Genomic DNA, 23,533 nt, shown 5'->3' on the forward strand with positions numbered 1-23,533 from the left:
TGCGATCCCCGTAAGTGTCGGGGACCTCCTTCACCAGCACGATGATCTTCACTGACATCTCCTCTCGCCGCCTTCTTCGCGACGGCTGTCGCAATGTGATGCGGAGCCGCAAGGACTCCTCGTTCAGCCAACTCTTGTCGAATATGTGCAGACCGCCCGTACGTGCCTCGCCATGAACGACGTTCGCCTGCAATGATCAACTACGTCAGGAATGAGCCTTCCTGGCCAACGGCCCGCTGCGCCAGAAGCACGTATTCTTCGGCCAGATCGGCCGGTGAAAGCCGGCCACCGAGCCGGTACCACTGCGCCACACCGGTACACATGGTGACGACGGCGCGGCTGGCAGCACGCGGGCTCTCCGTACCAAAAAGCCCTGTTCGAACACCTTCCTCCACGATCCCATCAAGAATCCTTTGCTGTCGGTCACGGGACGCAATGTGTCGCGCGCGGGCTTCCGGCTCCAGTGCGCGTATCTCGGTCGCCGCTACGAACGCGAGCTCGCCGCGATGCGCGTGGAACAGCACGAGAGACTCGATGTGCGACCTGAACCTGGCTTCCACCGACTCACCTGCCTCTTCGAGCGCGGCGATGCTGCGGCCGTACAGGTCCGCCATCGCGATCTCCATGAGACTCACGAGCATCGCTTGCTTCGACTCGAAGTGGTGATAGAGGCCAGGTACCGAGAGGCCCGCGGCGGATGCAAGCTGCCGCGTTGTGGTCCCGTGGTACCCGTGCTCGACGAAGCAGGTCAGCGCGGCCTGCAGGATCGGCGGCACCGGTGAATCGCCATATTCCTTCCAGCCGGCCATGGTCCCCGTTCCGTTCGTCCGCTCGGCGTCTGTCATGAGGCTGCCCCTGCGCTCGGCAACTCGCACCACCGAGTCCCATGGCACGGCCGCAGAGACCGAATCCGCCGACGGATGCGCGATCACGGATGCTCGTTCCGGGTTTGAGATCGTCTTATCCATCGCCATTGCGTGATACTTCCATTCGTCCATTGCACGGGCCGGGTTGGGATGCCGTCTTGACATCGCCCCCGGTTCGAACCAAGCTTACTTTACCGAGCGCTAGCTCGGCTAGCCTCGATCAGGAAGGGTGATAATGCTCGGAGAGTTGACCGCGCAGCGGCTGTCGGGCAAGCACGCAATCGTGACCGGAGCCAGCCGCGGCATTGGGCTGGCAATCACTCAGCGCATGGTGTCTGAAGGAGCCAAGGTCGTGATCACCGCGCGCGAGCCGGAGGCTCTCGCGCAGGTGGCAGCGACCTTCCCCGAGGGAACAGTTGTCGCGATAGCAGGCAAGGCTGACGACCCGCAACACCGGGTGGACGTGTTCGCGACCGTCGCCCGCGAGTTCGGCGGGCTTGACATCCTCGTGAACAATGCAGGCATCAACCCCGTGTACGGGCCCCTTGCAGATCTCGAGCTGGACAGCGCACGCAAGATTCTCGAAGTTAATCTGCTTGGTACCCTCGCATGGGTGCAGGGCGCGTTCCACCACCCAGAACTCCAGTTTCCAAACCGCGGCGGTTCAGTTGTTAACATCTCTTCCGTGACCGGCCAGGTGCCGTCTGAAGGCATCGGCTGGTACGGCGTGAGCAAGGCAGCGATCGCCCACTTGACGCGCACGCTCAGCGTGGAACTGGGGCCCGACATTCGAGTAAACGCAGTGGCTCCAGCAGTCGTCAAAACCCAATTCGCACGAGCCCTCTACGAGGGCAAGGAAGACGAGGTCAACGCGGACTATCCGCTCGGGCGGTTGGGCACCCCTGAAGACGTCGCCGCAGCAGTCGCCTTCCTCGCCTCCTCCGACGCGTCATGGATCACCGGACAGGTCCTCAACCTCGACGGCGGGCTGCTCAACGCGGGAGGAACGGCGTGACCACGACTGAAATTGACAACAGGAACGGCGTGACCATGACTGAGATTAACGACCTACGACTTCGCACCCGTGCCTTCATCCGCGACTACGTCATTCCCGCTGAGCCGGCACCCGGGGAACGGCTCGATCCGGCAGTCCGCGCGCGACTTCAATCGGAAGCCAAGGCCGCCGGGGTCTTCGCGCCCCACGTCGAACGGAGGTTCGGTGGGCAGGGGGTGGCTATCGAACATTGGTCCCCGATCTTCCAGGAAGCCGGCTATTCGCCGATCGGGCCAAGCGCTCTCAATTGCATGGCACCGGATGAAGGCAACATGCACATGCTCGAGCTCATCGCCACGCCGGAGCAGCAGGAGCGATACCTCATGCCGCTTGCGGCTGGTGTCATCCGCTCGTGCTTCGCAATGACCGAGCCGCACCCCGGTGCGGGATCGGACCCTGCCGCTCTCATGACGGAAGCCCGGCGCGTCGACGGCGGATGGCGCATCTCTGGTCATAAGCGGTTTATCAGCGGCGCGGACGGGGCGGCGCTAACGATTGTGATGGCACGCAATGGGGAATCGGACGGAGTTCCGGAGGGCGCGACGATGTTCCTCATCGATGCCGATAATCCGGGCATGCGCATGGGCGAGCATATCCACACCATCGACCGGGCCATCGACGGCGGACACCCGCATGTCTACTTCGACGACTGCTTTGTGGAAGATGCGGCCGTGCTCGGTCAGGCGGGCGAAGGCTTCCGCTACGCTCAGGTTCGCCTCGCGCCGGCGCGCCTGACGCATTGCATGCGATGGCTGGGACTGGCCCGCAGGGCCCTTGACGTCGCCCTCGACCGTGCCGATAATCGGGAGCTGTTCGGCTCAGCCATGAAGGACTTGGGACTCGTGCAGGAGCTGATCGCGCAGTCAGTCATCGACCTCGAAACGTCGGATGCGATCATCACAAAAACCGCGAACCTGCTCGCCACAGATCCGAGAGCCGGATCAGCTATGTCCTCGATCGCAAAGGTGCACTGCTCCGAGGCGATTTACCGAGTGATTGACCGCGCGATCCAAATCTGCGGCGGCGACGGCGTGTCTGACGCCCTTCCGCTCGCACAGTATCTTAACGAGGTGCGGCCGTTCCGGATCTATGACGGCTCCAACGAGACGCACAAGTGGGCAATTTCCCGTCGTGCATCGAAAGCCAGGGCCAAGGCCGTGACGAACGGCGAGCCCCGCCTCGATCAGGCGGTGATCCGATGAGCACCGTCGGCGACGGCGTTCAGATCGTCGATACGCGTGCGGACGCCGCCGCACTTGCCTTGCCGCCGCTGCTCGTCCTCGATGCAGTCCGCGAGTTCTTCGACATGCATCAGCTCGGCCTCGGGCCGCTGGAGGTCGACCGCATCGGGGACGGTCAGTCAAATGTGACCTACCGCATTGTTCGCGGAGACGAGACATTCGTCCTACGACGCGGCCCACGCCCGCCGCACCCGAAGTCCGCCCACGACATGGTGCGGGAGGCTAGGATACAGCGCCTGGTGCGCGCCGCAGGTGTCCCCGCGCCGCGCATAGTCGCCGTCTGCGAGGACGACTCGACGCTCGATGTGCCGTTCTATGTCATGGAGTTCGTCGATGGCGAGGTGATCACCAAACAAATACCGCCAAAATTCGACTCCGTAGAGCAGCGGCGCGCTACCGCGTTCGCCGCGATTGATACGATGGTCGCCCTGCACAGGGTCGACGTGGGGTCCGGGGAGCTGGCGACCCTTGGCCGACCAGACGGTTACTTAGAGCGGCAAGTCAGGCTCTTTTCATCGTTGTGGGACGGGAACACCGAGCGCGACCTGCCGGAAGTGGCAGCCACCGCAGATTGGCTCGCCGCAAATCTGCCAGAAAGTCAGATGGCGTCAGTCGTCCACGGCGATTTCCGCCTTGGCAACTTAATGTTCAATAGCAACCCTCCCGTAACAGTCGCAGCGATCCTCGACTGGGAGATGGCCACCATCGGCGACCCGCTCGCGGACCTAGGCTACTTCACTGCAACCTATGCCGAGCCCGGCGCGGAACCTACCCCGATGGAGCTGACGCCGGTTACCCGGGAAACGGGATATCCCTCGCGCGACGAGCTCATCGCCAGATACGCCCAACAACTGCCGCTGGACCTGAGCCAATTGCACTGGTATCAGACACTCGCCCTGTGGAAGGCGGCGATCTTCTGCGAAGCCATCTACACGCGTTGGCTGCACGGCGAACGCCCAGGCGATGACTTCGCACCGACCCTCGAGGAGGGCGTGCCAACCCTGCTTCGGGCTGCGTCCTCCTTCGCGCGGAACTGATTGTTGGTTGACCCGAGGTGACCTACCTGCAAAGTGCCGCCAGTCTCTACCCGCGATCGAGCAACGAATGAGCCTGCCGCCGATTACCATCACCGGCCACGCGCAGAAAGAAGCGTGGCAGAAGAAGGTGCTGCCGCCCGTGGAGCAGCTTAACGGGGATGTGTGGTCCATCCCCGTCCCGTTCCCGGACAACCCCATGCGCTATACCCTGAGCTACCTGCTCCTGGGTGACGGGGACGCCGTCCTGGTTGATCCGGGTTGGGACAGTGATGGCGGCCTGGCCCATCTGGCCGACGGGCTACGGCGGGCCGGCCTGGGCCTGTCCGATCTGACCGGCATCGTGGCGACCCATTTCCACTCGGACCATCTGGGCATGGCTGCCCGGCTGCGGACGGCAACGGGGGCGTGGGTGGCCCTGGGCGAGAAAGAGGTGCGCCGGCTCAGCGCCGCCGGGGACCTGGACCTTGTCCTGCGGACCCACCGCGAGGAGCTGACCTTGTGGGGCGTTCCGGCGGACCGGTTGGCCGAGGCGGCCATGGACCACTCGAGCCTGGTTCACCTGCAGAACCTCGCCGATCCGGACCTGCGGCTCACCGGCGGCAGCCGGGTGCCCGCCAAAGGGCTGGACCTGCGGGTCGTCACCACCCCCGGGCATTCACCGGGGCATATCTGCCTGGTCGATAAGCCCCACGGCATGATCTTCAGCGGGGACCACGTCCTGCCGCGGATCTCCCCGCATATAGCCCTGGAGCTGCCCGGGCCGCCAAACCCGCTGGCGGACTACTACGAATCCCTGAGCCTGATCGGGTTCGAGGACGAGATGGAGGTCTGCCCGGCCCACGAGTATCGGTTCAGCGGGATGCAGCGCCGGGTGGCCCAGCTGGTCAGGCACAACCGCGAACGCTCCGCCGAGGTCCTGCAGGTGCTGGAGGCACACCGGCCCGAAACCGTCTGGGACATCGCCCGGTGTCTTACATGGTCCCGCGGCTGGGAGTCCCTGCAGGCCTTCTCGCTGCGCCTGGCCGTCTCCGAAACAGCCAGCCACGTGGTGTACCTGCGCTCACAGGGCCACGACATTCACGTAGCCACAGAACTGAATGCAGTTCGCTGATTACAACACGATCAGATATTTATGCGGTTCGTTGCCTTCTTGAATGGATGGCGAGTAAACATGACCTACGAAACAATTATTTGGAAGATCGCAATGACGGGCTCGCCTCGCTGACGCAAACCGGCCCGAAGGCCTCAACGCCTTCAATCTCACGATGGCCCGGGAGTTCGAGCAGACTGCTTCCAAGCCCTCAACAGACAACAGCGTTTCCGCGAACACATACACGCGCACCCCCGACGGGGTACGCATCGGCGTGTTCTATACGAAGGTTCACTACCCGTTGCTCGGGCCGCTCTGCAGCGCAGATCAGCCCCCCCCACTCCGGTGGCGGGTGTCATTCGTCGGCGGCAGTAGTCGTTCGCCGCAAACGCCTGAGTTGCATCTTTGGCGAGATCGCCGTCAGGCTGTGGCTACCTTCGATACCATTCGGACTGCACGGTGTGTGTAGCGGGCGGCGATTTCCTCAGCAGACAGAGCCCCGCCCGCGGCATACCAGTCAAGGATTCCTGCGACCATGCCGAGGAGCAACCTGGTTGTGAAGCGCGGCTCTTCATCTTCGAAGATGCCTTCGGCGATGCCCCGCGTGAGCAAATTCTCCAGCGCGTCGTCGACAGCGCGTCTTCTGGATGCGTACTTTGCCCGGTAATCGGGGCTCAGGAACCGATACTCGGCATGCAGCATGGCCAGGTCCCGCCGATGGGTGTAGTGCAACGCGACGCTGGTGATTAAATTAGTAAATCCCTTGAAGGTGTCGTTGCCGGCATCCTCGAGACCCAGATTGATGTGCAACTGGAGATCGTCCATCGCAAGCTCAAGCAGGGCGTACAGAATCCCCTCTTTATTGCCATAGTGGTAGTAGAGCGTAGGCATGGTCAGATTTACGCCTGATGCAATACTTCGGACGGATGTCCCGTGATAGCCAAGCTGATGGAAGTGTTCCAGCGCGGAAGCGAGAATGGGTGGTATGTTCAGTTTGGGATACGCCCGCCAGTCGAGTTCGGCCGACGTCGAATCGCTTTCATCCCTAGCGCTCATTACATCTCCTCATGAAGGGGCAGCAGTAAGGGAGTCGCGGTGGGGCGTCCCACCTTTTGCCGCTGCATCCAAGCTTATCGAACGTTGGCTAGAGAGTCGAATTAAACTACGGCCGCCCCTATTGACGACTCACTGTGGCACAGGGCATAGTTACCCATAGCGAGCGCTACAAAAGGTGCGATCGCTATAAGTATTCCAGCTGACGAGTCCGGCGGGCTGGAGGCATCGACCGGGCCAGTCATTCGAATAGAAGGGACTCTTGCGTGAGTTTCCGTCAGTCAGCAGAGAGCATTGCCCGGATTAACGCCACTTTGGCGAACAAGCGCCTGAGCGGTGAGCGCATCGAGGTTGCTTTTCGTAGTGATCCCGATGTCATCGCTTCGGTACTGCCTGCGCCACTGAAGCCGAATGGTTCGGATCGCGTGGTCGTGCGCGTCACCCGATGGGTAACGAACTACTGTGGCGCCTTCACGATGGCGGGTCTGTATGTTGACTCGGTTCATAATGGCATCGAGGGCGAATACATCCTCGCGATGTTCATCGACTCCTTCGATCCGGCGCTGCTCATCGGACGTGAGGGGTTTGGCGAACCGAAAAAGATGGCCTCGATCGATCTGATCCGCACCCAGAACTCCTTCGTGGGAACCGTTGATCGGATGGGTGCTCGCCTGATGACGTTGCACCTGGATGCGGGGGAGAACGTGGGCCCTGTCGCAAGCAACGGGGTGCTCTACTCGGTCAAGGCGACGCTGGCGCTTGGAGGGGGCCTTCAGGACGATGCGCTCCTTCTCGCGCAAGAAGTCGAGGTTCACAGTGCGGAGGTTCGGCCGGGCGTCGGCTCAGTTGTTCTTGGCGGAACATTACACGACCCGCTCAATGAGTTCCCGGTTCTCGAGGTCCTGAGTTCCTCGTATGCAACATCTGAGATGGGTCAACCCCGCCCCGTAGGTGACAGCTTCATTCAAGCAGTCATCCCCAAGGAGGAGTTTCTCCCCTTCCATTACGGACGACTGGACGATTGGAGTGCTCACAACGCTCTGGACCAGCTCGAGAGCGGGCTGGTGGGAAATTACCGGGATGTGTTGTCCGCGTGATTGGTAGCGATCTGACTGACTCGCAAGCCAACGACTTCAGCTCACGATCACCGCAGAGGAGGTGTTGATCATCGCAGAAATGATCAGTAAGACGAAACCGGAGCCCGGCGTCTTTCTGCCGGGTCTGATGATGGACTTTCCTCTCACCGTACATCATGTGATTCGCAGGATGGCGGGGAATTATGCCACCAGCAAGGTCGTGACCCTCGTTGACCCTGACTCTGGTGAGTGCACCGAGCGAAATTTTCGCGACATTGTGGCGCGAGCGGGGCAGTTGGCGCATGCGTTGCAGCGACTCGGTGTCCGTCCGGGCGATCGTGTCGGGAGCCTGGCCTGGAACAACGCGCAGCATCTCGAGGTGTATCTTGCCGTGATGTGCATGGGCGCAGTGCTGCACACCATGAACGTGCGGCTTCACGGGGAACAGCTTGCCTACACCGTCGATCACGCAGAAGACGTCGTTGTGCTCGTGGAAAGCTCACTCGCCGATCAGTTTGCCGAAGTGCAGCCGAAGCTGTCCGCGGTGAGGGATGTCATCGTCATCGATGATTTCAGCACCCCCTGCGCAGAACTTCCGAACGCATTGGATTATGAGCGTCTGCTTGAGCAGGAAAGCCCCGATTTCGACTGGCCACAGTTCGATGAGAGGACGGCTGCCGCCCTCTGCTACACCTCGGGCACAACCGGCGATCCGAAGGGTGTGCTGTACTCCCATCGCTCGATTGTCCTGCACGCGCTGTCAATGGCGGGCGCCGACGCCTACGGAATCACCGGGCGAGATCGTGTGCTGGCTCTGGTGCCGCTGTTCCACGCGATGGGCTGGGGGCTGCCGTTCATCTGCGGGCTGGTGGGAAGTGACATCATCATGCCCGGGCGCCACCTCAAGCCAGCCCCTCTCGCACGCTTGATCGAGGATCAGCAGGCGACGTGGTCAGCTGGTGTCCCGACTCTCTGGCTTGACCTCCTCCAGTACCTCGACAGCGATCAGCAAGAGGGCCGGACGCACGACCTCTCATCACTTCGAACCATCCTGTGCGGTGGTACTGCCGTGGCAGAGAGCCTCATCGAGGAGTACAAGCGGCGATTTGATGCGACCATGATGGAGGGATGGGGCATGACGGAGATCTTCCCGGGCGCCTCTGTCGACCGTGGGACTGTTTCCGAGATGAACGTCAGGAGCAAACGTCGTAAGAGCGTTGGCCGAGCCTCGCCGTTGTACGAGTTCCGGCTGGTTGATGCTGAGGGCTCTGTCGTTGCGAACGATGGTGACGCCGTGGGTCACATAGAGGTCCGTGGCCCGGCCGTTGCCAGCGGATACTTCGAGGCGCCGGCAGCGACGGCGGCGGCCATTCACGACGGGTGGTTGCGTACCGGCGACGTGGGGACAATCGATAGCTCGGGGTATCTGCGCATCACCGATCGCGACAAGGACGTCATCAAGTCCGGTGGAGAGTGGATTTCTTCGCAAGATCTCGAGGTGGCGCTGTTGGCGCATTACGCGGTACGCGAAGCCGCCGTGATAGGTGTTGCAGATGAACGCTGGGGCGAGCGACCCTTGGCTTTCGTCGTGCTGAGAGCACCGGCGACGGACGCCGACCTGAAGGAGTTCCTTATGACTCGCGTAGCCCGGTGGTGGGTGCCGGAGCAGTTCAAGTTCGTCGAGGAGATCCCCCGAACAACGGTCGGAAAGTTTGACAAGAAGCGATTGCGATCATGGGTCGAGGAACGAGAATAGCTGATTGGGGGATTGGCGGGCGCGCTTTCTCAATACCCAGCCTCGGGGTACACGGTTGACCGCAACGTGCCAGGCCCCGGACGCGTCGTATGGCGCGACTGCCGCCTTCAAGTGGTTAGTTGAGCAGGGCGTGCCCTCCGGCCGCATTCTCCCCACTGGGGACAGCGGCGGAGCTGCGCCGGCGTTAACGACGTTGTTCGAACTCGCGCGCGATGTCTCCACACCGGCCGGTGGCATCCTCATGTCGCCGTGGGCCGACTTCACGCTCACGTCGAGTTCCTTCGAGTCGAACGCCGAATCCGACGTCGTGTGCTCGAGGCCGATGATGGTGCCTCTGCGCGAGAATTACTGCCAGTCGGGGGACTTTGAGAATCCGCGCGTATCTCCTGCGGCCACCGGCAACTTCGCCGGACTTCCTCCTCTGATTATTCAGGCGAGCGCGGAAGAGGTCCTCCTAGGAGACGCGAAGCCCATCGCCCAGCGTGCCGAGGAAGCAGGGGGCGATGCGACTTACCAGGAGTACGAAGAAGTACTTCCGCACGTCTTCCAGCTGTATGCCGGGAATCTCCCGGAGGCCGATGACGCGCTGCAAGCGATACGCCGAGTGGGCCACACAAAAGGTATTTTTGGACGCCTGAGCACGGACCACCAGTGTGTGTGCTGTTCGGCCATGAAAAAATCGTTTAGTACGGCGGGCCGCCCCAGCGAGAGCATTGGGGCATGAGAGCGAATCGTCGCGCCTGGCACCCGTCGGGATCCGTGCCATGACCTCCACCCCGAAAAGGCTTAGCTGTGTTGCCTTGTCTGGGTTATTGCTTAGCAGTCGCACCCGGTCCGCGCCGAGCGCGAGCAACGTCTGGGCCGCTGCCCGGTAGTCCCGCTCGTCCTCGCTTCGTCCCAGAGCCACGTTTGCCTGGTACGTGTCCAAGTCCTCGTCCTGCAACGAGTGCGCGTCAAGCTTTGGCTACAGGCCTATACCCGTCCTTCTTGCCGCGAGTACAGCAGGAATCCACCAGACGCCGTGGTCCGCTCGACCGCCTCGCGCAACTGCGGGCCGCAGTCGCACCGCTGCGACCCGAATACATCCCGCTCAGAGACTCGCTGTGAGGGCGGACCGGAGGTGCTTTACGGTTCTCCACGGTCTGGGGCGCGATTCAGGTGAGGGTTCGCGTATGTGAAAACTCCGACTTCCTGAACGTGCTTTCGCTCTTTGCGACTTGTCCGTCGAGGAAGCCCTGAGTGTACGCTTCGTCGCTGCCGAGCCTGAACATATCCTTCTCAGCGGGACGGACGAGAGCGCGGGCGCTATCCACCGGGTTTCGTTCGTTCAGGTGGGTGAGCACCAAATGGCCAAGTCCACGCACAACGGCTACTGGCCGACCGGCGGTTTTGCCCTTGACCAGGTCCGCGGCGCCGGCTATTTCGTCGGCGACGGCAGCGGCTGAAACGGCGAGCAGGTTGCCGTGGGTGTCGTGCATTCCCCTGTAGTCGTCCAGGACGCGCAGGCCGGCGGCGCCGATCGCGGCGTCGGTCTGTCCTTCGCGCCAGGGCCGGCCCAGAGTGTCGCTGAGGATCACGCCCAAGGTCACGCCGAATCTCGTACGCAGGGCGGTACAGAGCCGGCGCGCCGAGGCGTCCGGGTCCTCGGGCAGCAGCAGGATGGTGCCGTCCGCGGTGTTGCTGTTGTCCACCCCGGCGGCGGCCAGGATCAGCCCCTGCCGGTTTTCGACGATCCGGGTTACGCCGCCGGGATGGGTTCGGCTGGCGACCAGGCGTACGGTTTCGGCGGTGATGGCCTCCTCCCGGTCCGCCGCGGACAATTGGCGGCCCTCGGCCTTGGATACTATCTTGCTGGTAACCACGAGGATGTCACCATCACGGATGCCTTCGTCGTACGCGGCGAGGGCATCTCCTATAAGGGCCGCCAGGTCATCGCCCGGGCCAATTTCGGGAATGCCGTCGAGTGCTGTGATGGAAAGGCTTGGCATGGGATACCTCTGCAGGGTGGGAGTTGCGGAAACGGGAGGACTGGAGCAGCTGCGACCGGATCAGACGGCAGCCGCGGTCAAGGGTGAGTGGTCGCTGGCAGGTCTGGCGCCGTAGGCGCGGGGCGGGGCAAGCAACATCGTGGAGCGGGTGTGGTGGCCAGTGCCGCGGTGCAGCGCCCGGTTGAGGTCCTCGACGGTGTCGACGTCGAGGCGCAGGGTGGAGGACGCGGGGATGGGCAGCAGATCGTGGCCGCCCCGGCTGTGGGCGGCACACGAGCCGGGGCCGAACCGCGGGTTGAGTTCCTGCCCAGGCAGTGCGGTGACCAAGGTGGTGCCGGTGCCATGGCGGTCCGGAACCACCGAGCGCGGGTGCTTTCCTGCCGCGGCGAGGGCGGCGGCCAGGTCCTCCGGAACAAGGCAGGGCAGATCCCCGGTCAAGGCCGCGACCGGGCGGTGCGGCGCATGCGCCCTGGCCCATTCGATGCCCGCCGTCACGGCGGCGTTGAGCCCGTGTCCGGGGTCGGGGACCAGAACGATGTCCGAAATGGCGGTGAGCAGGGACGGGTCCGAGGAGACGATCACGATGTCCGCCACTTCGGGGACGATCTGGGCCGCGGCGACGGTGTCGGCCAGGAAGGCCAATGCCAGGCGGCTGCGCACGTCGGGGCGGACTCCGGGGGAGGCCTGCGCACTGTGCCCGAGCCTGCTTTTGGCTCCCTGACCGCCCTTGAACGGCACCACGAGGGTCCACGCCCGGTGCGGCGCGCTTGGGACGTTTGTCAGCGGCATGAGAGCACTCCTTCCACACGGTCCTGTTCCGGTCGTCCTAGCCCGGGCATGCCCAAAGAAACCGGGACGGCGTCGATGGGCACGCGGCCTGCGTCGGCAGCCTCGGGCAGGACTTTCAGGGATTTGCCGGTGGCTGCGTAGCCGGTCTCGGCGTGCTTGCGGGCAGTCGCGAGACGTTCCGCCGTCGGCGTGCCGTAGGTGGTGGTGCGCTGCCAAGGAGCGCGGCGGATGCCCCGGATCATCTTCTCGAGTTCGGAGACAGTTTTTTCCGAACCGTTCTCGGCCCCGGCCATGCGGGAGATGGTCTCCTCCATCAGGGTCCCGCCGAGGTCGTCCGCCCCGCCGGTGAGCATCAACTGCGTGCCATGGTTGCCGAGCTTGACCCAGGAGGTTTGGATGTGATTGATCCGGCCGTGCAGCATGAGACGGGCCACGGCATGCACGGCTCGGTTTTCCTGCAGGGTCGGCCCGGGCCGGGAGATGCCGGCAAGGTAGACCGGGGCGTTCGTGTGGATGAAGGGCAGGAGCACGAACTCGGTGAAACCTCCGGTATCGTCCTGAATGCGGGACAGGGTGCGCAGGTGTGCCACCCAGTGCGAGGGGTTGTCCACGTGCCCGTACATCATCGTGGCGCTGGAGCGGATGCCGAGCCGGTGGGCGGTGGTCACGATCTCGATCCAGTCGGCGGCCGGCAGTTTGCCTTTGGTCAGGATCCAGCGCACCTCGTCATCGAGGATCTCTGCTGCCGTGCCCGGGATGGTGTCCAAGCCCGCGGCTTTGGCCTCGGCCAGAAAGTCTGCGTAGGACAGACCGGTGCGGGCCGCGCCATTGACTATCTCCATCGGGCTGAAGGCGTGCAAGTGGATGCCGGGCTGGCGCTTCTTGACTTCACGGGCGAGGTCGAAGTAAGCGGTGCCGGGCAGGTCCGGATGGATGCCGCCCTGCATGCAGATCTCTGTCGCTCCGATCGCCCAAGCCTCGTCCACGCGCTCGCCCACCTGGGACAAGGAGAGTGTATAGGCATCTGCGTCGGTACGGCGCTGGGCAAAAGCGCAGAACCTGCATCCGGTGTAGCAAACGTTGGTGAAGTTGATGTTCCGGTTGACGACATAGCCCACACCATTGCCCACCGACTCTTGCCGCACCCGATCGGCCAGGGCTGCGAGGGCCTCCAGCTCGGAACCGTTGGCAGTGAGCAGTGCGAGGTAGTCGGCATCGGACAGGCCGGCAGGATTGTCTTCCGCCTTTGCCAATGCCGCCCGTACCTGGTTCTGGCCGCCGGTGGCGAGAGATGCCTGGCCGCGGGTGGCTTCCTCGCGCAACGCTTCCCAGCTCCCGTAGACCCCGTCAAAATCCCCGCGGCGGTCGCCGGCCCGTCCCATGGTGTCAATCTCACTGTGCAGGTCTACCCTGCCGGTCCCGGCCCAGTCGGGATCGGGTTCCTGCCAAGGCCGCCCCACCGGATCAGCGTCCTCGAGGGCCAGCCCGTCTTCGGACGCCAAGGCGCGCACATGCGGGGCAACGCGTGGATCGATCCAGGGTTCCCCTGCCAGGATGTAGCGAGGATGGGCGGTAAGCCGTTCACGAAGGGTGAAGCCGGATTTGGCAGTGAGCCGGGCCAAGTCATTCAAATGCGGCCATGGCCGCTCGGGGTTGACATGGTCCGGGGTCAGCGGGCTGACCCCGCCCCAGTCATCGACTCCGGCGCGGATAAGCAGAGACAACTCATGGGCGTCCGTCAAGTTCGGTGGTGCCTGGACCCGTGCTTTGGGGCCGAGCACCAGGCGGGTCACGGCAACCGCGGCCAAGTACTCCTCCGTTGCCAGGTCCGGGGCACCCATCATGGCGGTGGCGTCCTTCGCCCGGAAGTTCTGTACGATCACCTCCTGGATGTGGCCGTAGCGCCGGTCTGTGGCCCGGAGAGCAAAGATCGCCTCCACACGTTCGGCGTAGCTCTCCCCGATCCCCAGCAACAGGCCAGAGGTGAAAGGCACGGAGGAACGGCCGGCGTCCTCGAGTACCCTCAGGCGAACGGCCGGGTCCTTGTCCGGGGACCCGAAGTGCGGGCCGCCCTTCTCGGACCAGAGCCGGGTGGCCGTGGTTTCGAGCATCATGCCCATCGACGGGGCCACCGGCTTCAGGCGCTGGATTTCTTCCCAAGTCATCACCCCCGGGTTCAGGTGCGGCAACAGGCCGGTTTCCTCCAGGATCCGGACGGCCATAGCCCGGACGTAGTCCAGAGTGGAGTCGTAACCGTGGGCGTCCAACCACTCGCGTGCGGCCGGCCAACGATCCTCAGGCCGATCCCCGAGGGTCAGTAAAGCCTCTTTGCAGCCAGCGGCTGCGCCGGCCCGGGCGATCTCCAGGATCTCGTCGGGGGACAGGTACATTCCCTTGCCTGCCCTGGCCAACTGCCCGGGCGTCTGGACGAACGTGCAGTAGTGGCAACGGTCCCGGCACAAATGTGTCACCGGAACGAACACCTTCTTCGAGTAGGTGATGATGCCCGGACGGCCCGCCTGCTGCAAACCGGCATCACGCACCCGCGAGGCCGCTGCCAGCAGTCGCTCCAGGTGGTCACCACGCGCATGCAGCAGCGTCTCTGCCTCCACCTCATTTAGCGCTACTCCGTCTTCGGCTCGGCGCAGGGCTCGACGAAGCGCACTTTCGGACGGAACAAAGGGCTGGTGCTCGGACATTGGCATTGCTCCTAGAAGTCTGGGTCGGGTGAGGAAGTGTCGGGGCAGTCGGACGCGGAGGCCGAAGGCATTCTCAGGTGGGGGCGGGCTGCCCGGCCAGGGACAAGGCTTCGGCTGCAATGGCGGCGGTTAAGGGAACATCCGTCATCCAGAGGGGTACGGCGGCGGCCCTCAAGCCGGCATCGGACAGGGTAGCCAGGGCCGCCCCATCGGCGGTGTCAACGAGCCAGCCGTCCAACAGTCCGTTCCTGTTCCGAGCTCCGTAATGGCGTCCGACATCTGCTGCCGTAGTCGGAACCCCAATGGAAGCCAAGCACTGGTCCGCCATGCCGCGGACGGCCGACCCGCCGATAATGGGCGATACGCCGACCACGGAGGCCGGGGTGGCGCGCACCGCATCGCTGATGCCGGGCACGGCCATGATGGTGCCCACGGACACTACAGGATTCGACGGCGGGACCAGCACGACGTCGGCGTTCAGGATGGCATCGACCACACCCGGGGCCGCCGTTGAAGACTCCAGGCCCACCTGCACGAAGCCGGCGGCCGGCACGCCGGCCCGGTACCTAACCCACCATTCCTCGAAATGGATGAACTCCCCGGCCCGATGCTCGTCCGCGGCCTCGGCCAGCCGGACGTGGGTCTCCACCGGGTCATCGCTCATCGGCAGCAGCGTGACCCCGGGCTGCCAGCGCCGACACAGGAACTCCGTGGCCTCGCTCAGCGTGGCGCCCTCCCGCAGCAGTTCCGAGCGGACAATATGGGTGCCCAAGTCCAGGTCTCCCAGCGTGAACCAGTCCCAGCCGCGCCCGTACGCAGCGATTTCCGCGGATGTGCGGCGGCTTTCGACGGCCCGGCCCCAGCCCTGCTCCTCCTCGATGCCGCCGCCGAGAGTGTACATGATGGTGTCCAGGTCCGGGCAGACCCGCAGCCCGCTCAGCCACATGTCATCCCCGGTGTTCGCTATCACCGTGACCTCCACCGAGGAGCCGGTGCCGGAGGGATAAGCGGCGGAGAGATGGGCCAGCAGCCCGCGCACGAACCGGGCACCGCCAATGCCCCCGGACAGGACAGTGATTTTCTCCATGTGCCGCCCTTCTTCGCGCCAACGAGGCCTATTCAGCCACTCCCGTAATTCGAACGCCCGATCGGGTTTTGTAGCGCTTGTTGATGCTAATCAGAACCGCAGTCAGCGGCTCGAGTTGACGGGCCAGCCGCAAGGCACCTGCATCGATGCCGTCCCTGCCGGTAACGGCGCGGGCCAAGTCCATCACTACAGCTTTGGCTCCAGCATCATCGCCACACACGAGAACATCCTCGTGGTCAAGGAACTCGGCAGGCCCCCACAAACTCGGGGCCGAGAGATGGTGGAACGCTCCGACAACCGAGGCCGTTGGCACCAGGCGCTGGGCCTCTTCAGCAGCGCTTTCCGTCACATCCAGTCCGTACGGGCCGCGTTTGTCAAACCCCAACGGATTGACACAGCTAATAACAATCTTGCCGACAAGTTCACTGGCCAGTCCGGTCAGGAGTTCACTGTGTCCGTTATAGGGGACGGCAAGCAGGACGACGTCGGCGCCAGATACAGCCGCGGTATTGTCGATTCCCGAAACAGAGCCGATGCCGCCCAGCCGCTCAAAGACTTCCTTCGCGGCCGCTTCGGCACGTGCGGCAGCGCGCGAACCGAGGGCCACCGTGTGTCCGGCCATCGCAAATCGGTATCCCAAGGACTTGCCCTGCGGTCCTGAACCGCCGACAACCGCGATCTTGTATGTGCCCATTTCTAACCTCCTTCACACGTCCAGGCGCTAAGTGCTCCAGCACCGAGGATTCCAATATGCATGAGCTGCCCTTTCACTAGTCAGCCGGACCTAAGCCACTTTGCGTCCCACACGCGGCTCCTGCTGCTTAAATCCCGCTGCTTCACCTCCGACGGAACGGAGTTGCGTCTCAAGCCACCGACGGCGAGACGCACCTCCGACGGAACGGAGTTGCGTCTCAAGCCACCGACGGCGAGACGTCTCTCATCTGTTCGGCCAACGCGCCCACGTCCCGGATGAATTCTCGCTTTTCTGTAGGGGTCGCAAGGGTCGGTATCACGTAAACCACCCGGTCCACCCCCATGGCTGCGTACTGCTCGGCAAACTCGAGGCGTCCAAAGTTCAGGCTGACGTCGACCGTCCGACCCGCGTTAGCCGCCCGCTCACGTAGCTCCACAATACGGTCGCCCAATCCATCGAACGTATCGTCCGTGTGCCCCGGAAACCAGCCATCAGCATGGCTGAGAACTCGGTCGAGCACGGTAGGTCCGAGGCCTCCCATCATGATCGGTGGATGCGGCGAGGAGATCGGCTTGGGCCAACTAAAGATCGGGTCGAAATCTACATGCTCACCATGAAACTCGGCACGCTCTTCAGCCCAGATAGTCTTCATCGCGTCGATACGCTCGAGCATAAGAGCAGTACGGGTCTTGAGAACCACGCCGTGGTTCTTAAGTTCGCCTCGATTCCAACCGGCTCCTGCACCAACTCCGAAAATGAACCTGCCATTTGTGAAGTGGTCGATCGAAGCAACCTGTTTCGCAAGGAATAATGGCTCCCGTTGAACGACAAGGCAAATTCCTGTCGCCAGACGAAGCGTCGTTGTCACCGCACCCATTGCAGCGATAGTAGTCAGCTGGTCGTAGTTCCGATAATACTCACGAGGAAGGGCACCAGGCGAGGCAGCAAAGCGCTCTTCACGCTCTTCCCCTCCGCCATACGCGACCTTCTTTTCCTCTGCAAGTTGTGAGCCTGCCGGTACATGAGAGTGATCAGGGAGCCAAATCGACTCAATGCCACTGTCTTCAACGAGTCGGGCGAGATCCAGCGGCGAAATGCCGTCCTCGTCAGTGTTCATCGACATCACGCCGGTTTTCATTCTCAATACTCCTTCGTTATCGATCGATGTGCTCTTAATCGCGTTGAATAGTGCTTCTTCAGCGCCTAAACCGGGAGAGGTGCGGCGAAGGGTCGTACGACCGGTACTTCTGGTTCACCTTGATGAACTGCTCCAGGACGCTGGGACGTGTCGATTCCTGCGTAGCTTGGAACAGCGAGGACTTGGTCTAGGTGATTGCTCCTCGAATTCTCTGCTGGTTGAGCTGCGTTTAAGGCGCATGCAATTGAGTCGGCTGTGGCTGGAATGGGACGGAGTCGGTTCCAGAGTTTGGAAATCGCTGCTCCACACCCTAAGACTATCGATCGCTAGAACAAAATAGCAAGGGCCGAGGGCCGCTTGGATCATCTCGCATTCGCAGAACCGAAGATCGGTCCTGATCGACTTACCAAGGCGAAACGATTTCGCCGAGTTTGCCGTCGCGCTGGACCGCGGCGACCTGAACGTCTACCTGCCGGAGACCCGGCCACAGGTCTTTCAGCACGGGGATACCGTCTAAGGTGTCATCGAGCACCCGCAGCGCGCGGTCGAGGATGGTTTGCTCCTGGTCCGTCGGAGGGGCGTTGCGGCTGATGCCAAGGAATCTTCGAAAGCTTCCGAGAACATGGCGGCTTCCCGATCATGACCACTGGAAGCGGTAGGCGTAAACAACCCGGACGCCGCATTAGCGGGTCCTCCAAGGACCACTCCACTGAGGGAAACGAGGCGTGAGGTTCTCCGCGTTTCCGTGGTTCACCATTACGCGGTTGCCCCGCCCGTAAAAGCGCCCGCGTAGGAAGCTCAAGTCAGAATTTGGTTCCTATTTAGGGACTCTGGCAATCGCTCGTAAACCATGGGCCCGGCTGGGACTTTGAACGTCTTGCGGAACGCGGACTTCCAGAGAGGCTGGATCCGTACGTCTGGGAACCATCCTTCCGATGCTTTCTTCGGTTCCAGGTGTCCGGGGTCGCGGTGTTCTTTCATGTCGCAGCTGTAGAACGGTCCTTGCGGGCCCAGGAGGACTCTCATGTGGTGATCTGCGTGGTCCCGCCACCAGACGCTCATGCCGCTGGCAGCGTGCAGGCGCAGGTGCTCCCAGGAACGCCACATGGCCGTGACACGTGAGACTGCTTCGGGGTGGAAGTACCACTCGGTGCACCATTTTGCTGATTTTCCAGTGACACTGCGGACGTAGGTGGGCGGCAACTGCTCGTGCAGGAATTCTTCGGCCGAACCGTAGACGAGCTCCGGTCTCTCCCAGGCCTTTCCGTCCCCGCTCTGGCTTTTTTGTAACCGGCCTTTCGGCGCTCATCCTCTCCGGTCCGTCGATCGAACTCAGAGACTGCGAGTTAAGCCTTCCGCCATTGCGAGCGTTCTCAGGGGGCGTCAATAGGGGTGCGCTGGCGACGATGCTTCAGATATCTCCACCGTGTCCGGGTGTGGGTATGGTTGCGCGTCGATAGCCTCCCGCACTTGTCAGTGCACTTCTTGGGGCTAGAGGCCCTGCCAGTTTGGCGTGCGCTTTTGTGCGAATGCTCGAGGGCCTTCCAGATAGTCGGCCGTCTTCCTGAGTTCTGCGAATTCGTTTTTCGACTGTTCCCAGTACCGTTGGTCCGAAGCGATCTGGTCGCCCTCGATCCCAAGTGCCAGGCGTTTGGTGGCCTGTACGGAGAGGGGGGCGTTGGCGCAGATGCGCTCGGAGAGTTCAAGAGCTGCTTCCAGGAGTTGCTCTCTCGGCACCACGCGATTGACCAGGCCGAGGTCACGGGCGCGGTCGGCGCTGAGGGATTCGCCGGTCAACAGGATCTCCATAGCGATCTTTTTCGGGAGTTGCTGGGGCAATCTGAACGCGCCGCCGGCGCCCGCGAGCAGTCCGCGTTTGACCTCAGGCAATCCGAAGACTGCGGTGTCGGCCGCGACAACGAGGTCGCTGGCGAGTGCCATCTCTGTGCCACCTCCGAGGGCGAATCCGTTGACGGCTGCAATGACGGGTTTACTGATCACGTGTTTGACGAATCCTCCGAAGTGCCACTTATCGAACTCCTCCTGGGAGGCATGGGTCGACTCTCCGCGTGCGGCGGCCTTGAGGTCCACTCCGGCGCAGAAGGCCTTATCTCCTGCGCCGGTGAGGATGACGACCCAGACGGAGGGATCATGTGCCGCTTCCTCAACGGCGCTTCCGAGCGCCCCCGAGAGTTCCGCGTTCATGGCATTCATCGCGTATGGACGGTTCAGCGTAAGGATAAGCGTGCGACCCCGTCGCTCCTGCAGCAGTACTGGCTCTGTGCTCGATTGCGTCGGAGAGTTCACGATGAATCCTTTAGTTCGGAGGCCAAATTTGGCGTCTTAGCCAATATAACGATCGTACGCTATTGATTGTAGCTAGGATTGCCCAGTAAGGTCGAGTCGACGTAGTTCGGGAATCCACGGGTCGATGATCTACGCGTCGATGATCTTGGGACCGCGCGATGGCCGGGAGGTTTACGGTCGTTGGGCTGAGTCCCACGAAGTGTCCAGTACGTATCGATGTTGGGGAGGTTCTCACGATGCCCGCCATGGGTGCAATTGCAGGACTGGGTACGACCGATATGGGCAAGGGTCTATGGCCGGTCGGCTGAGGACTTCGCCGACGAAGCGGTCGTACGGGCCTGCCAGGACGCCGGGATACCCGTGTCCAATATCGATGGATTGTTGGTCAACGCAGGGCATTCGCCTGTGAGTATGAAGGTTCGAGTCTCGCTGATGCGATGCGAGCAACGACGTGAGTTGCATGCTCCACTTTCCTGTGCGCTTCAAGGAACGAACTTGAAAGAGCACCTGCAAGTGGGTGCTTATGGCGCGTCGATGTGCAGGCCCCCAGAAAAGAATGATTGCCCGAGCATGCGGGTAGGAAGTGAGGAAGCGTGGCTACGCTAGAGGATCTGGCGGCGATCGAGGAGATCAAGCGGCTGAAGGCGCAGTACTGTTACTGCGTGGACCATAAGGACTGGCCACGCTGGGCGTCCCTATTCACACCCGATGCGATAGTCGACGAGCGCGAGTTCGCAGTCGCTCGAGATCCGTTTACCAACGAGCGAGTCCCCGTTGAGCACTTCTCGTTCGAGTTTCTCGATCGTCTGGCCGATTTCGACTGGCCTTTGGTCGGACGCGACGCGCTCCGGTCGTTCGGCGAGACGATAGCCGTAAACAACCGCACGATCCACCATATTTTTGTGCCGGAGATCGAACTCACATCAAGCACCACCGCGAAAGCGATCTGGCCCATGGAGGATTACGCCTGGTGGCCGGAAGGCTCGCCTGTTCGTCACCAGCACGGCATGGGCCATTATCACGAAACCTACGAGCGGTTGGATGATGGCAGGTGGTATATCAAGACCATCAACTTCACCCGTTCGTGGATCGAATGGCGCTGACCACCTCCGCCGACCAGCCGACGAATCGCTCGAAGGAGCTCCGTCGCTGAACCCGCACGGCGGCTAGGGCTTCGTGGACCAGTACGACGTCGAGCGCAAGTTTCGCGAGACCCGCATGTACCAGGTGGCCCCGATAAACAACAACGAATAGCCCGAATTCGGTGCGGTTCGGAGGAATATGAGATGGCACACATCACGGCGCTGGTGCACCTGCCCACGGATACGGGTAGCTATTAGCAGCATTTCTGCCCTCCGATTCCGCATTTCCCACAGCTCGACACCCTAGCGACCAACGCCAAAACCGTCTTATTAACGGCACCGTTTCTTGGCGCTCCACGTTCATTCCAAACGAAGTTACGAAAGGGACAACCATGGCTTTTGAAACTGCCGACGCAATCCTGCTATCACAATCCAACGAGGCGCTGGCGAACATTCCCGGCAGCGATTTAGCGTCGCTCGGAGATATTCCGGTCACCGATCCAGCGACCGGCGAGCAGATTGCGATGGTGCCGAACCATTCGATCGAGTCGGCGATTGAGGCTGTCTCGCGTGCGGATGCCGCGGGCAAAGAGTGGGGCAAGACCACGCCTCGTCGCCGTTCTGATGTGCTGCACGCTGCGTACGCAAATCTCATCAAAAATCGAGACGCGCTTGCATTAGTGATGAGCCGTGAAATGGGCAAGACCATCACCGAGTCGTACGCGGAGGTGCAGTACGCGGCTGACTATGTGCGCTGGTTCGCCGAGGAGGCGCTGCGAGCGGGGGGCAGCTATCGGCAGGCCCCGGCCGGCGGTGCAACGATGATCACACTCCGCGGTCCAGTTGGTCTGTCCGTGCTGATCACGCCTTGGAACTTCCCAATGGCAATGGCGACCCGCAAGATCGCCCCGGCTCTGGCCGCTGGCTGTGGGTGCGTAGTGAAGCCCGCGACACTGACGCCGCTCACGACCTACCTCACCGTCAAGCTTATGGAGGAGGCTGGCGTTCCCGAGGGACTCATCCAGGTCGTCACCACTCGAAGCGCTTCGGCGTTCAGCGAGGCGGTTCTGGCGGATGAGCGGGTGCGCAAGGTCTCCTTTACCGGCTCGACGCCGGTCGGCGCCACCCTGATGGAGTTGGCGGCGAAAAACATTGTCAAGAGCTCCATGGAGCTTGGAGGCAATGCCCCGCTGTTGGTGTTCAATGATGCGGATCTTGAGCGCGCCGTCGAGGGGGCGATACTGGCGAAGATGCGCAATGGCGGCCAGACGTGTGTGTCGGCGAACCGCATGCTGGTCCAAGACGGAATCGCCGACGCATTCATTGAGGGCTTCACTGAGAAAATGGCGTCGCTTGTGCAGGGGAACCCGTTGAACCGCGAGGTGGAGCTCGGCCCGGTGGTGGATGGGCGTGCGGTCAAACGGCTCGAAGATCTCGTGAATGACGCAGTAGGGAAAGGTGCACATCTTCGCACCGGTGGCTCGGCGATGGAGGGTGATGGAACCTTCTTCCGAGCCACGGTGCTCGATAACGTGCCCAACGCCGCCGACATAACAACCACCGAGATCTTCGGTCCGGTGGCCGCGATTAGCCGCTTCTCCACTCAGGAGGAGGCGATCCAGAAGGCTAACGACACCTGCTTCGGTCTTGCAGGTTTCGTGTTCACCGAGAACGTCGATCGTGCGCTGAATGTCGCAGAAGCCCTGGAAACCGGCATGGTCGGCATCAATCAGGGTTTGTTGTCGAATGTGGCGGCACCCTTCGGAGGAGTCAAGCACTCGGGTGTGGGCCGTGAAGGCAGCTCAGAAGGCCTTGAAGAGTACCAAGAGATTCGCTATTTCAACCTCGGGCGGCGGGAAACTTGCTGACTCTTCCTAGGTTAGATGAGGTACGTGGAGGACGGCTGCCATAGGATTCATTCCCCACCGTTCTGATTTACGGTGCTGAACCAAAGAAGTCTCCGAGAATCTACTCATGGAGCCCCGCCGGGTACATCAGCTTGTTTACTGGCAGCAGGGAAACGCGGTTTGAAGTTATGGTTCCTTAGACCGCAGCGAGCCTGTGGCCCTGGATACACCTGCCGGCCTTCGGTTCTGGCTGGGGCGACAGGGTCGGCCATGCCATGTCCTACAGGGCTGTCTATGGACCTGGTGGTAGCGGCTGCGGATGAGGAAGGGCCCGGATTTCGACCCGCACTGGTTCCGGCACACCGCCGCGACGCGGATGCTGCGGGACGCGGTGCCGCTGGGGGTGGTCCCGACCCTTCTGGGACATGTCTGTCACCACGACGATGGTGGCAACTCACTGCCGAGGACACCCGCATGGTACTGCAGGAGGCCGGCTGGTTCGCGGGCACCGCGGTGGTCCTGTGCCGTCCTCGGCCCCTGACGGCCGGCCATGAGGCGGTCGGGGCGGAGGCTTCTGGAAAGACTCATGGGCGTCTTGCCCGCGATGTCCCGCTCCGACACCCTGCGAATTTGTAATCCGTCTTCGTTGTAGGTGTCGCCTCGGATCCAGTGGACGGATTTCGATGGCCCAGGTGTCCGCGATGAGGGCGTCAACTGACTAAGCCTCGA

The 23,533-nt window shown here is 62.4% G+C and carries 21 protein-coding genes and 2 pseudogenes; 10 read left to right on the plus strand and 13 right to left on the minus strand.

All coding sequences use genetic code 11. The features are described from left to right. Together AC5RUP_RS14740 and AC5RUP_RS14745 are read right to left on the minus strand one after the other, a co-directional pair. On the minus strand, positions 1-193 hold a 193-nt coding region (locus AC5RUP_RS14740; RefSeq protein ID WP_494153062.1), incomplete at its 3' end, for a hypothetical protein. Between the two features lie 7 nt (positions 194-200). Continuing rightward, positions 201-974, minus strand: coding sequence for a TetR/AcrR family transcriptional regulator (locus AC5RUP_RS14745; protein ID WP_494153061.1), 774 nt, complete (start codon positions 972-974; stop codon positions 201-203). A gap of 127 nt (positions 975-1,101) precedes the next feature. Between AC5RUP_RS14745 and AC5RUP_RS14750 the strand changes: the two genes are divergently transcribed. The 4 genes from AC5RUP_RS14750 (at position 1,102) to AC5RUP_RS14765 (ending at position 5,309) form a co-directional block, all read left to right on the plus strand. After that, a complete protein-coding gene (locus AC5RUP_RS14750) occupies positions 1,102-1,881 on the plus strand; it encodes an SDR family oxidoreductase (protein ID WP_494153060.1) in 780 nt (259 codons plus the stop codon). Further along, positions 1,878-3,122: an acyl-CoA dehydrogenase family protein gene (locus AC5RUP_RS14755; RefSeq protein WP_494153059.1), complete on the plus strand. Its 1,245-nt coding sequence runs from the start codon at positions 1,878-1,880 to the stop codon at positions 3,120-3,122. Before AC5RUP_RS14750 ends, AC5RUP_RS14755 begins: the two co-directional genes overlap by 4 nt. Beyond that, positions 3,119-4,198, plus strand: a complete 1,080-nt coding sequence (locus AC5RUP_RS14760; RefSeq protein ID WP_494153058.1) for a phosphotransferase family protein — start codon at positions 3,119-3,121, stop codon at positions 4,196-4,198. The genes AC5RUP_RS14755 and AC5RUP_RS14760 overlap by 4 nt, the downstream gene beginning before the upstream one ends. A gap of 67 nt (positions 4,199-4,265) precedes the next feature. Next, complete coding sequence (locus tag AC5RUP_RS14765; protein ID WP_494153057.1) at positions 4,266-5,309, plus strand: MBL fold metallo-hydrolase; 1,044 nt, start codon at positions 4,266-4,268, stop codon at positions 5,307-5,309. Positions 5,310-5,708: 399 nt separating this feature from the next. Here AC5RUP_RS14765 and AC5RUP_RS14770 read toward each other — a convergent pair whose 3' ends face one another. Next, the gene (locus AC5RUP_RS14770) at positions 5,709-6,344 is read right to left on the minus strand and encodes a TetR/AcrR family transcriptional regulator (RefSeq protein ID WP_494153056.1); all 636 of its coding nucleotides are present in this window, start codon (positions 6,342-6,344) and stop codon (positions 5,709-5,711) included. A 263-nt stretch (positions 6,345-6,607) separates the two neighbouring features. Between AC5RUP_RS14770 and AC5RUP_RS14775 the strand changes: the two genes are divergently transcribed. The 3 genes from AC5RUP_RS14775 (at position 6,608) to AC5RUP_RS14785 (ending at position 9,897) form a co-directional block, all read left to right on the plus strand. Then, positions 6,608-7,438 carry an acetoacetate decarboxylase family protein gene (locus AC5RUP_RS14775; protein WP_494153055.1) on the plus strand — a complete coding sequence of 277 codons (831 nt, stop codon included), beginning with the start codon at positions 6,608-6,610 and terminating at the stop codon, positions 7,436-7,438. A 64-nt stretch (positions 7,439-7,502) separates the two neighbouring features. Next, positions 7,503-9,173, plus strand: a complete 1,671-nt coding sequence (locus AC5RUP_RS14780) for a long-chain-fatty-acid--CoA ligase (RefSeq protein WP_494153054.1) — start codon at positions 7,503-7,505, stop codon at positions 9,171-9,173. Positions 9,174-9,228: 55 nt separating this feature from the next. Further along, positions 9,229-9,897, plus strand: a complete 669-nt coding sequence (locus AC5RUP_RS14785; protein ID WP_494158705.1) for an alpha/beta hydrolase fold domain-containing protein — start codon at positions 9,229-9,231, stop codon at positions 9,895-9,897. 87 nt (positions 9,898-9,984) lie between these two features. Here AC5RUP_RS14785 and AC5RUP_RS14790 read toward each other — a convergent pair. The 10 genes and pseudogenes from AC5RUP_RS14790 to AC5RUP_RS14835 all read right to left on the minus strand — a co-directional run. Beyond that, positions 9,985-10,080 (minus strand): annotated as a pseudogene (locus tag AC5RUP_RS14790) (GTP cyclohydrolase); the annotation flags it as partial. Between the two features lie 65 nt (positions 10,081-10,145). Continuing rightward, positions 10,146-10,220 carry a hypothetical protein gene (locus tag AC5RUP_RS14795; protein WP_494153064.1) on the minus strand — a complete coding sequence of 25 codons (75 nt, stop codon included), beginning with the start codon at positions 10,218-10,220 and terminating at the stop codon, positions 10,146-10,148. Positions 10,221-10,327: 107 nt separating this feature from the next. Beyond that, complete coding sequence (locus AC5RUP_RS14800; RefSeq protein ID WP_494153053.1) at positions 10,328-11,161, minus strand: coenzyme F420-0:L-glutamate ligase; 834 nt, start codon at positions 11,159-11,161, stop codon at positions 10,328-10,330. A gap of 60 nt (positions 11,162-11,221) precedes the next feature. Next, complete coding sequence (gene cofC, locus AC5RUP_RS14805) at positions 11,222-11,950, minus strand: 2-phospho-L-lactate guanylyltransferase (RefSeq protein WP_494153052.1); 729 nt, start codon at positions 11,948-11,950, stop codon at positions 11,222-11,224. After that, positions 11,941-14,649, minus strand: coding sequence for a bifunctional FO biosynthesis protein CofGH (locus AC5RUP_RS14810; protein WP_494153051.1), 2,709 nt, complete (start codon positions 14,647-14,649; stop codon positions 11,941-11,943). The genes cofC and AC5RUP_RS14810 overlap by 10 nt, the downstream gene beginning before the upstream one ends. Positions 14,650-14,722: 73 nt before the next feature. Next, positions 14,723-15,736, minus strand: a complete 1,014-nt coding sequence (gene cofD / locus AC5RUP_RS14815) for a 2-phospho-L-lactate transferase (protein WP_494153050.1) — start codon at positions 15,734-15,736, stop codon at positions 14,723-14,725. Between the two features lie 28 nt (positions 15,737-15,764). Then, positions 15,765-16,430, minus strand: coding sequence for an NADPH-dependent F420 reductase (npdG, locus tag AC5RUP_RS14820; RefSeq protein ID WP_494153049.1), 666 nt, complete (start codon positions 16,428-16,430; stop codon positions 15,765-15,767). 217 nt (positions 16,431-16,647) lie between these two features. After that, a complete protein-coding gene (locus tag AC5RUP_RS14825) occupies positions 16,648-17,568 on the minus strand; it encodes an LLM class F420-dependent oxidoreductase (protein ID WP_494153048.1) in 921 nt (306 codons plus the stop codon). A gap of 903 nt (positions 17,569-18,471) precedes the next feature. Continuing rightward, positions 18,472-18,822 (minus strand): annotated as a pseudogene (locus AC5RUP_RS14830) (DUF4913 domain-containing protein); the annotation flags it as partial. 237 nt (positions 18,823-19,059) lie between these two features. Beyond that, positions 19,060-19,875, minus strand: a complete 816-nt coding sequence (locus tag AC5RUP_RS14835) for a crotonase/enoyl-CoA hydratase family protein (RefSeq protein ID WP_494153047.1) — start codon at positions 19,873-19,875, stop codon at positions 19,060-19,062. Between the two features lie 593 nt (positions 19,876-20,468). Between AC5RUP_RS14835 and AC5RUP_RS14840 the strand changes: the two genes are divergently transcribed. The 3 genes from AC5RUP_RS14840 to AC5RUP_RS14850 all read left to right on the plus strand — a co-directional run bounded on the left by AC5RUP_RS14840 (position 20,469) and on the right by AC5RUP_RS14850 (position 23,345). After that, entirely contained in the window at positions 20,469-20,978 is a 510-nt protein-coding gene (locus AC5RUP_RS14840; protein ID WP_494153046.1) for a nuclear transport factor 2 family protein, read from the plus strand. Positions 20,979-21,349: 371 nt separating this feature from the next. Beyond that, positions 21,350-22,825: an NAD-dependent succinate-semialdehyde dehydrogenase gene (locus tag AC5RUP_RS14845; protein ID WP_494153045.1), complete on the plus strand. Its 1,476-nt coding sequence runs from the start codon at positions 21,350-21,352 to the stop codon at positions 22,823-22,825. Between the two features lie 355 nt (positions 22,826-23,180). Then, positions 23,181-23,345: a hypothetical protein gene (locus tag AC5RUP_RS14850; protein WP_494158714.1), complete on the plus strand. Its 165-nt coding sequence runs from the start codon at positions 23,181-23,183 to the stop codon at positions 23,343-23,345. Positions 23,346-23,533 lie beyond the last annotated feature (188 nt).

The organism is Arthrobacter sp. Y3223151, assembly GCF_059091125.1.

Excerpts from the sequence above, each read along its gene's own strand:
- AC5RUP_RS14745 (WP_494153061.1), bottom strand. The coding sequence starts at position 974 with ATGGCGATGGATAAGACGATCTCAAACCCGGAACGAGCATCCGTGATC.
- AC5RUP_RS14750 (WP_494153060.1), top strand. The coding sequence starts at position 1,102 with ATGCTCGGAGAGTTGACCGCGCAGCGGCTGTCGGGCAAGCACGCAATC.
- AC5RUP_RS14760 (WP_494153058.1), top strand. The coding sequence starts at position 3,119 with ATGAGCACCGTCGGCGACGGCGTTCAGATCGTCGATACGCGTGCGGAC.
- AC5RUP_RS14765 (WP_494153057.1), top strand. The coding sequence starts at position 4,266 with ATGAGCCTGCCGCCGATTACCATCACCGGCCACGCGCAGAAAGAAGCG.
- AC5RUP_RS14770 (WP_494153056.1), bottom strand. The coding sequence starts at position 6,344 with ATGAGCGCTAGGGATGAAAGCGATTCGACGTCGGCCGAACTCGACTGG.
- AC5RUP_RS14800 (WP_494153053.1), bottom strand. The coding sequence starts at position 11,161 with ATGCCAAGCCTTTCCATCACAGCACTCGACGGCATTCCCGAAATTGGC.
- cofC (WP_494153052.1), bottom strand. The coding sequence starts at position 11,950 with ATGCCGCTGACAAACGTCCCAAGCGCGCCGCACCGGGCGTGGACCCTC.
- AC5RUP_RS14810 (WP_494153051.1), bottom strand. The coding sequence starts at position 14,649 with ATGTCCGAGCACCAGCCCTTTGTTCCGTCCGAAAGTGCGCTTCGTCGA.
- cofD (WP_494153050.1), bottom strand. The coding sequence starts at position 15,736 with ATGGAGAAAATCACTGTCCTGTCCGGGGGCATTGGCGGTGCCCGGTTC.
- npdG (WP_494153049.1), bottom strand. The coding sequence starts at position 16,430 with ATGGGCACATACAAGATCGCGGTTGTCGGCGGTTCAGGACCGCAGGGC.
- AC5RUP_RS14825 (WP_494153048.1), bottom strand. The coding sequence starts at position 17,568 with ATGAAAACCGGCGTGATGTCGATGAACACTGACGAGGACGGCATTTCG.
- AC5RUP_RS14845 (WP_494153045.1), top strand. The coding sequence starts at position 21,350 with ATGGCTTTTGAAACTGCCGACGCAATCCTGCTATCACAATCCAACGAG.
- AC5RUP_RS14850 (WP_494158714.1), top strand. The coding sequence starts at position 23,181 with ATGCTGCGGGACGCGGTGCCGCTGGGGGTGGTCCCGACCCTTCTGGGA.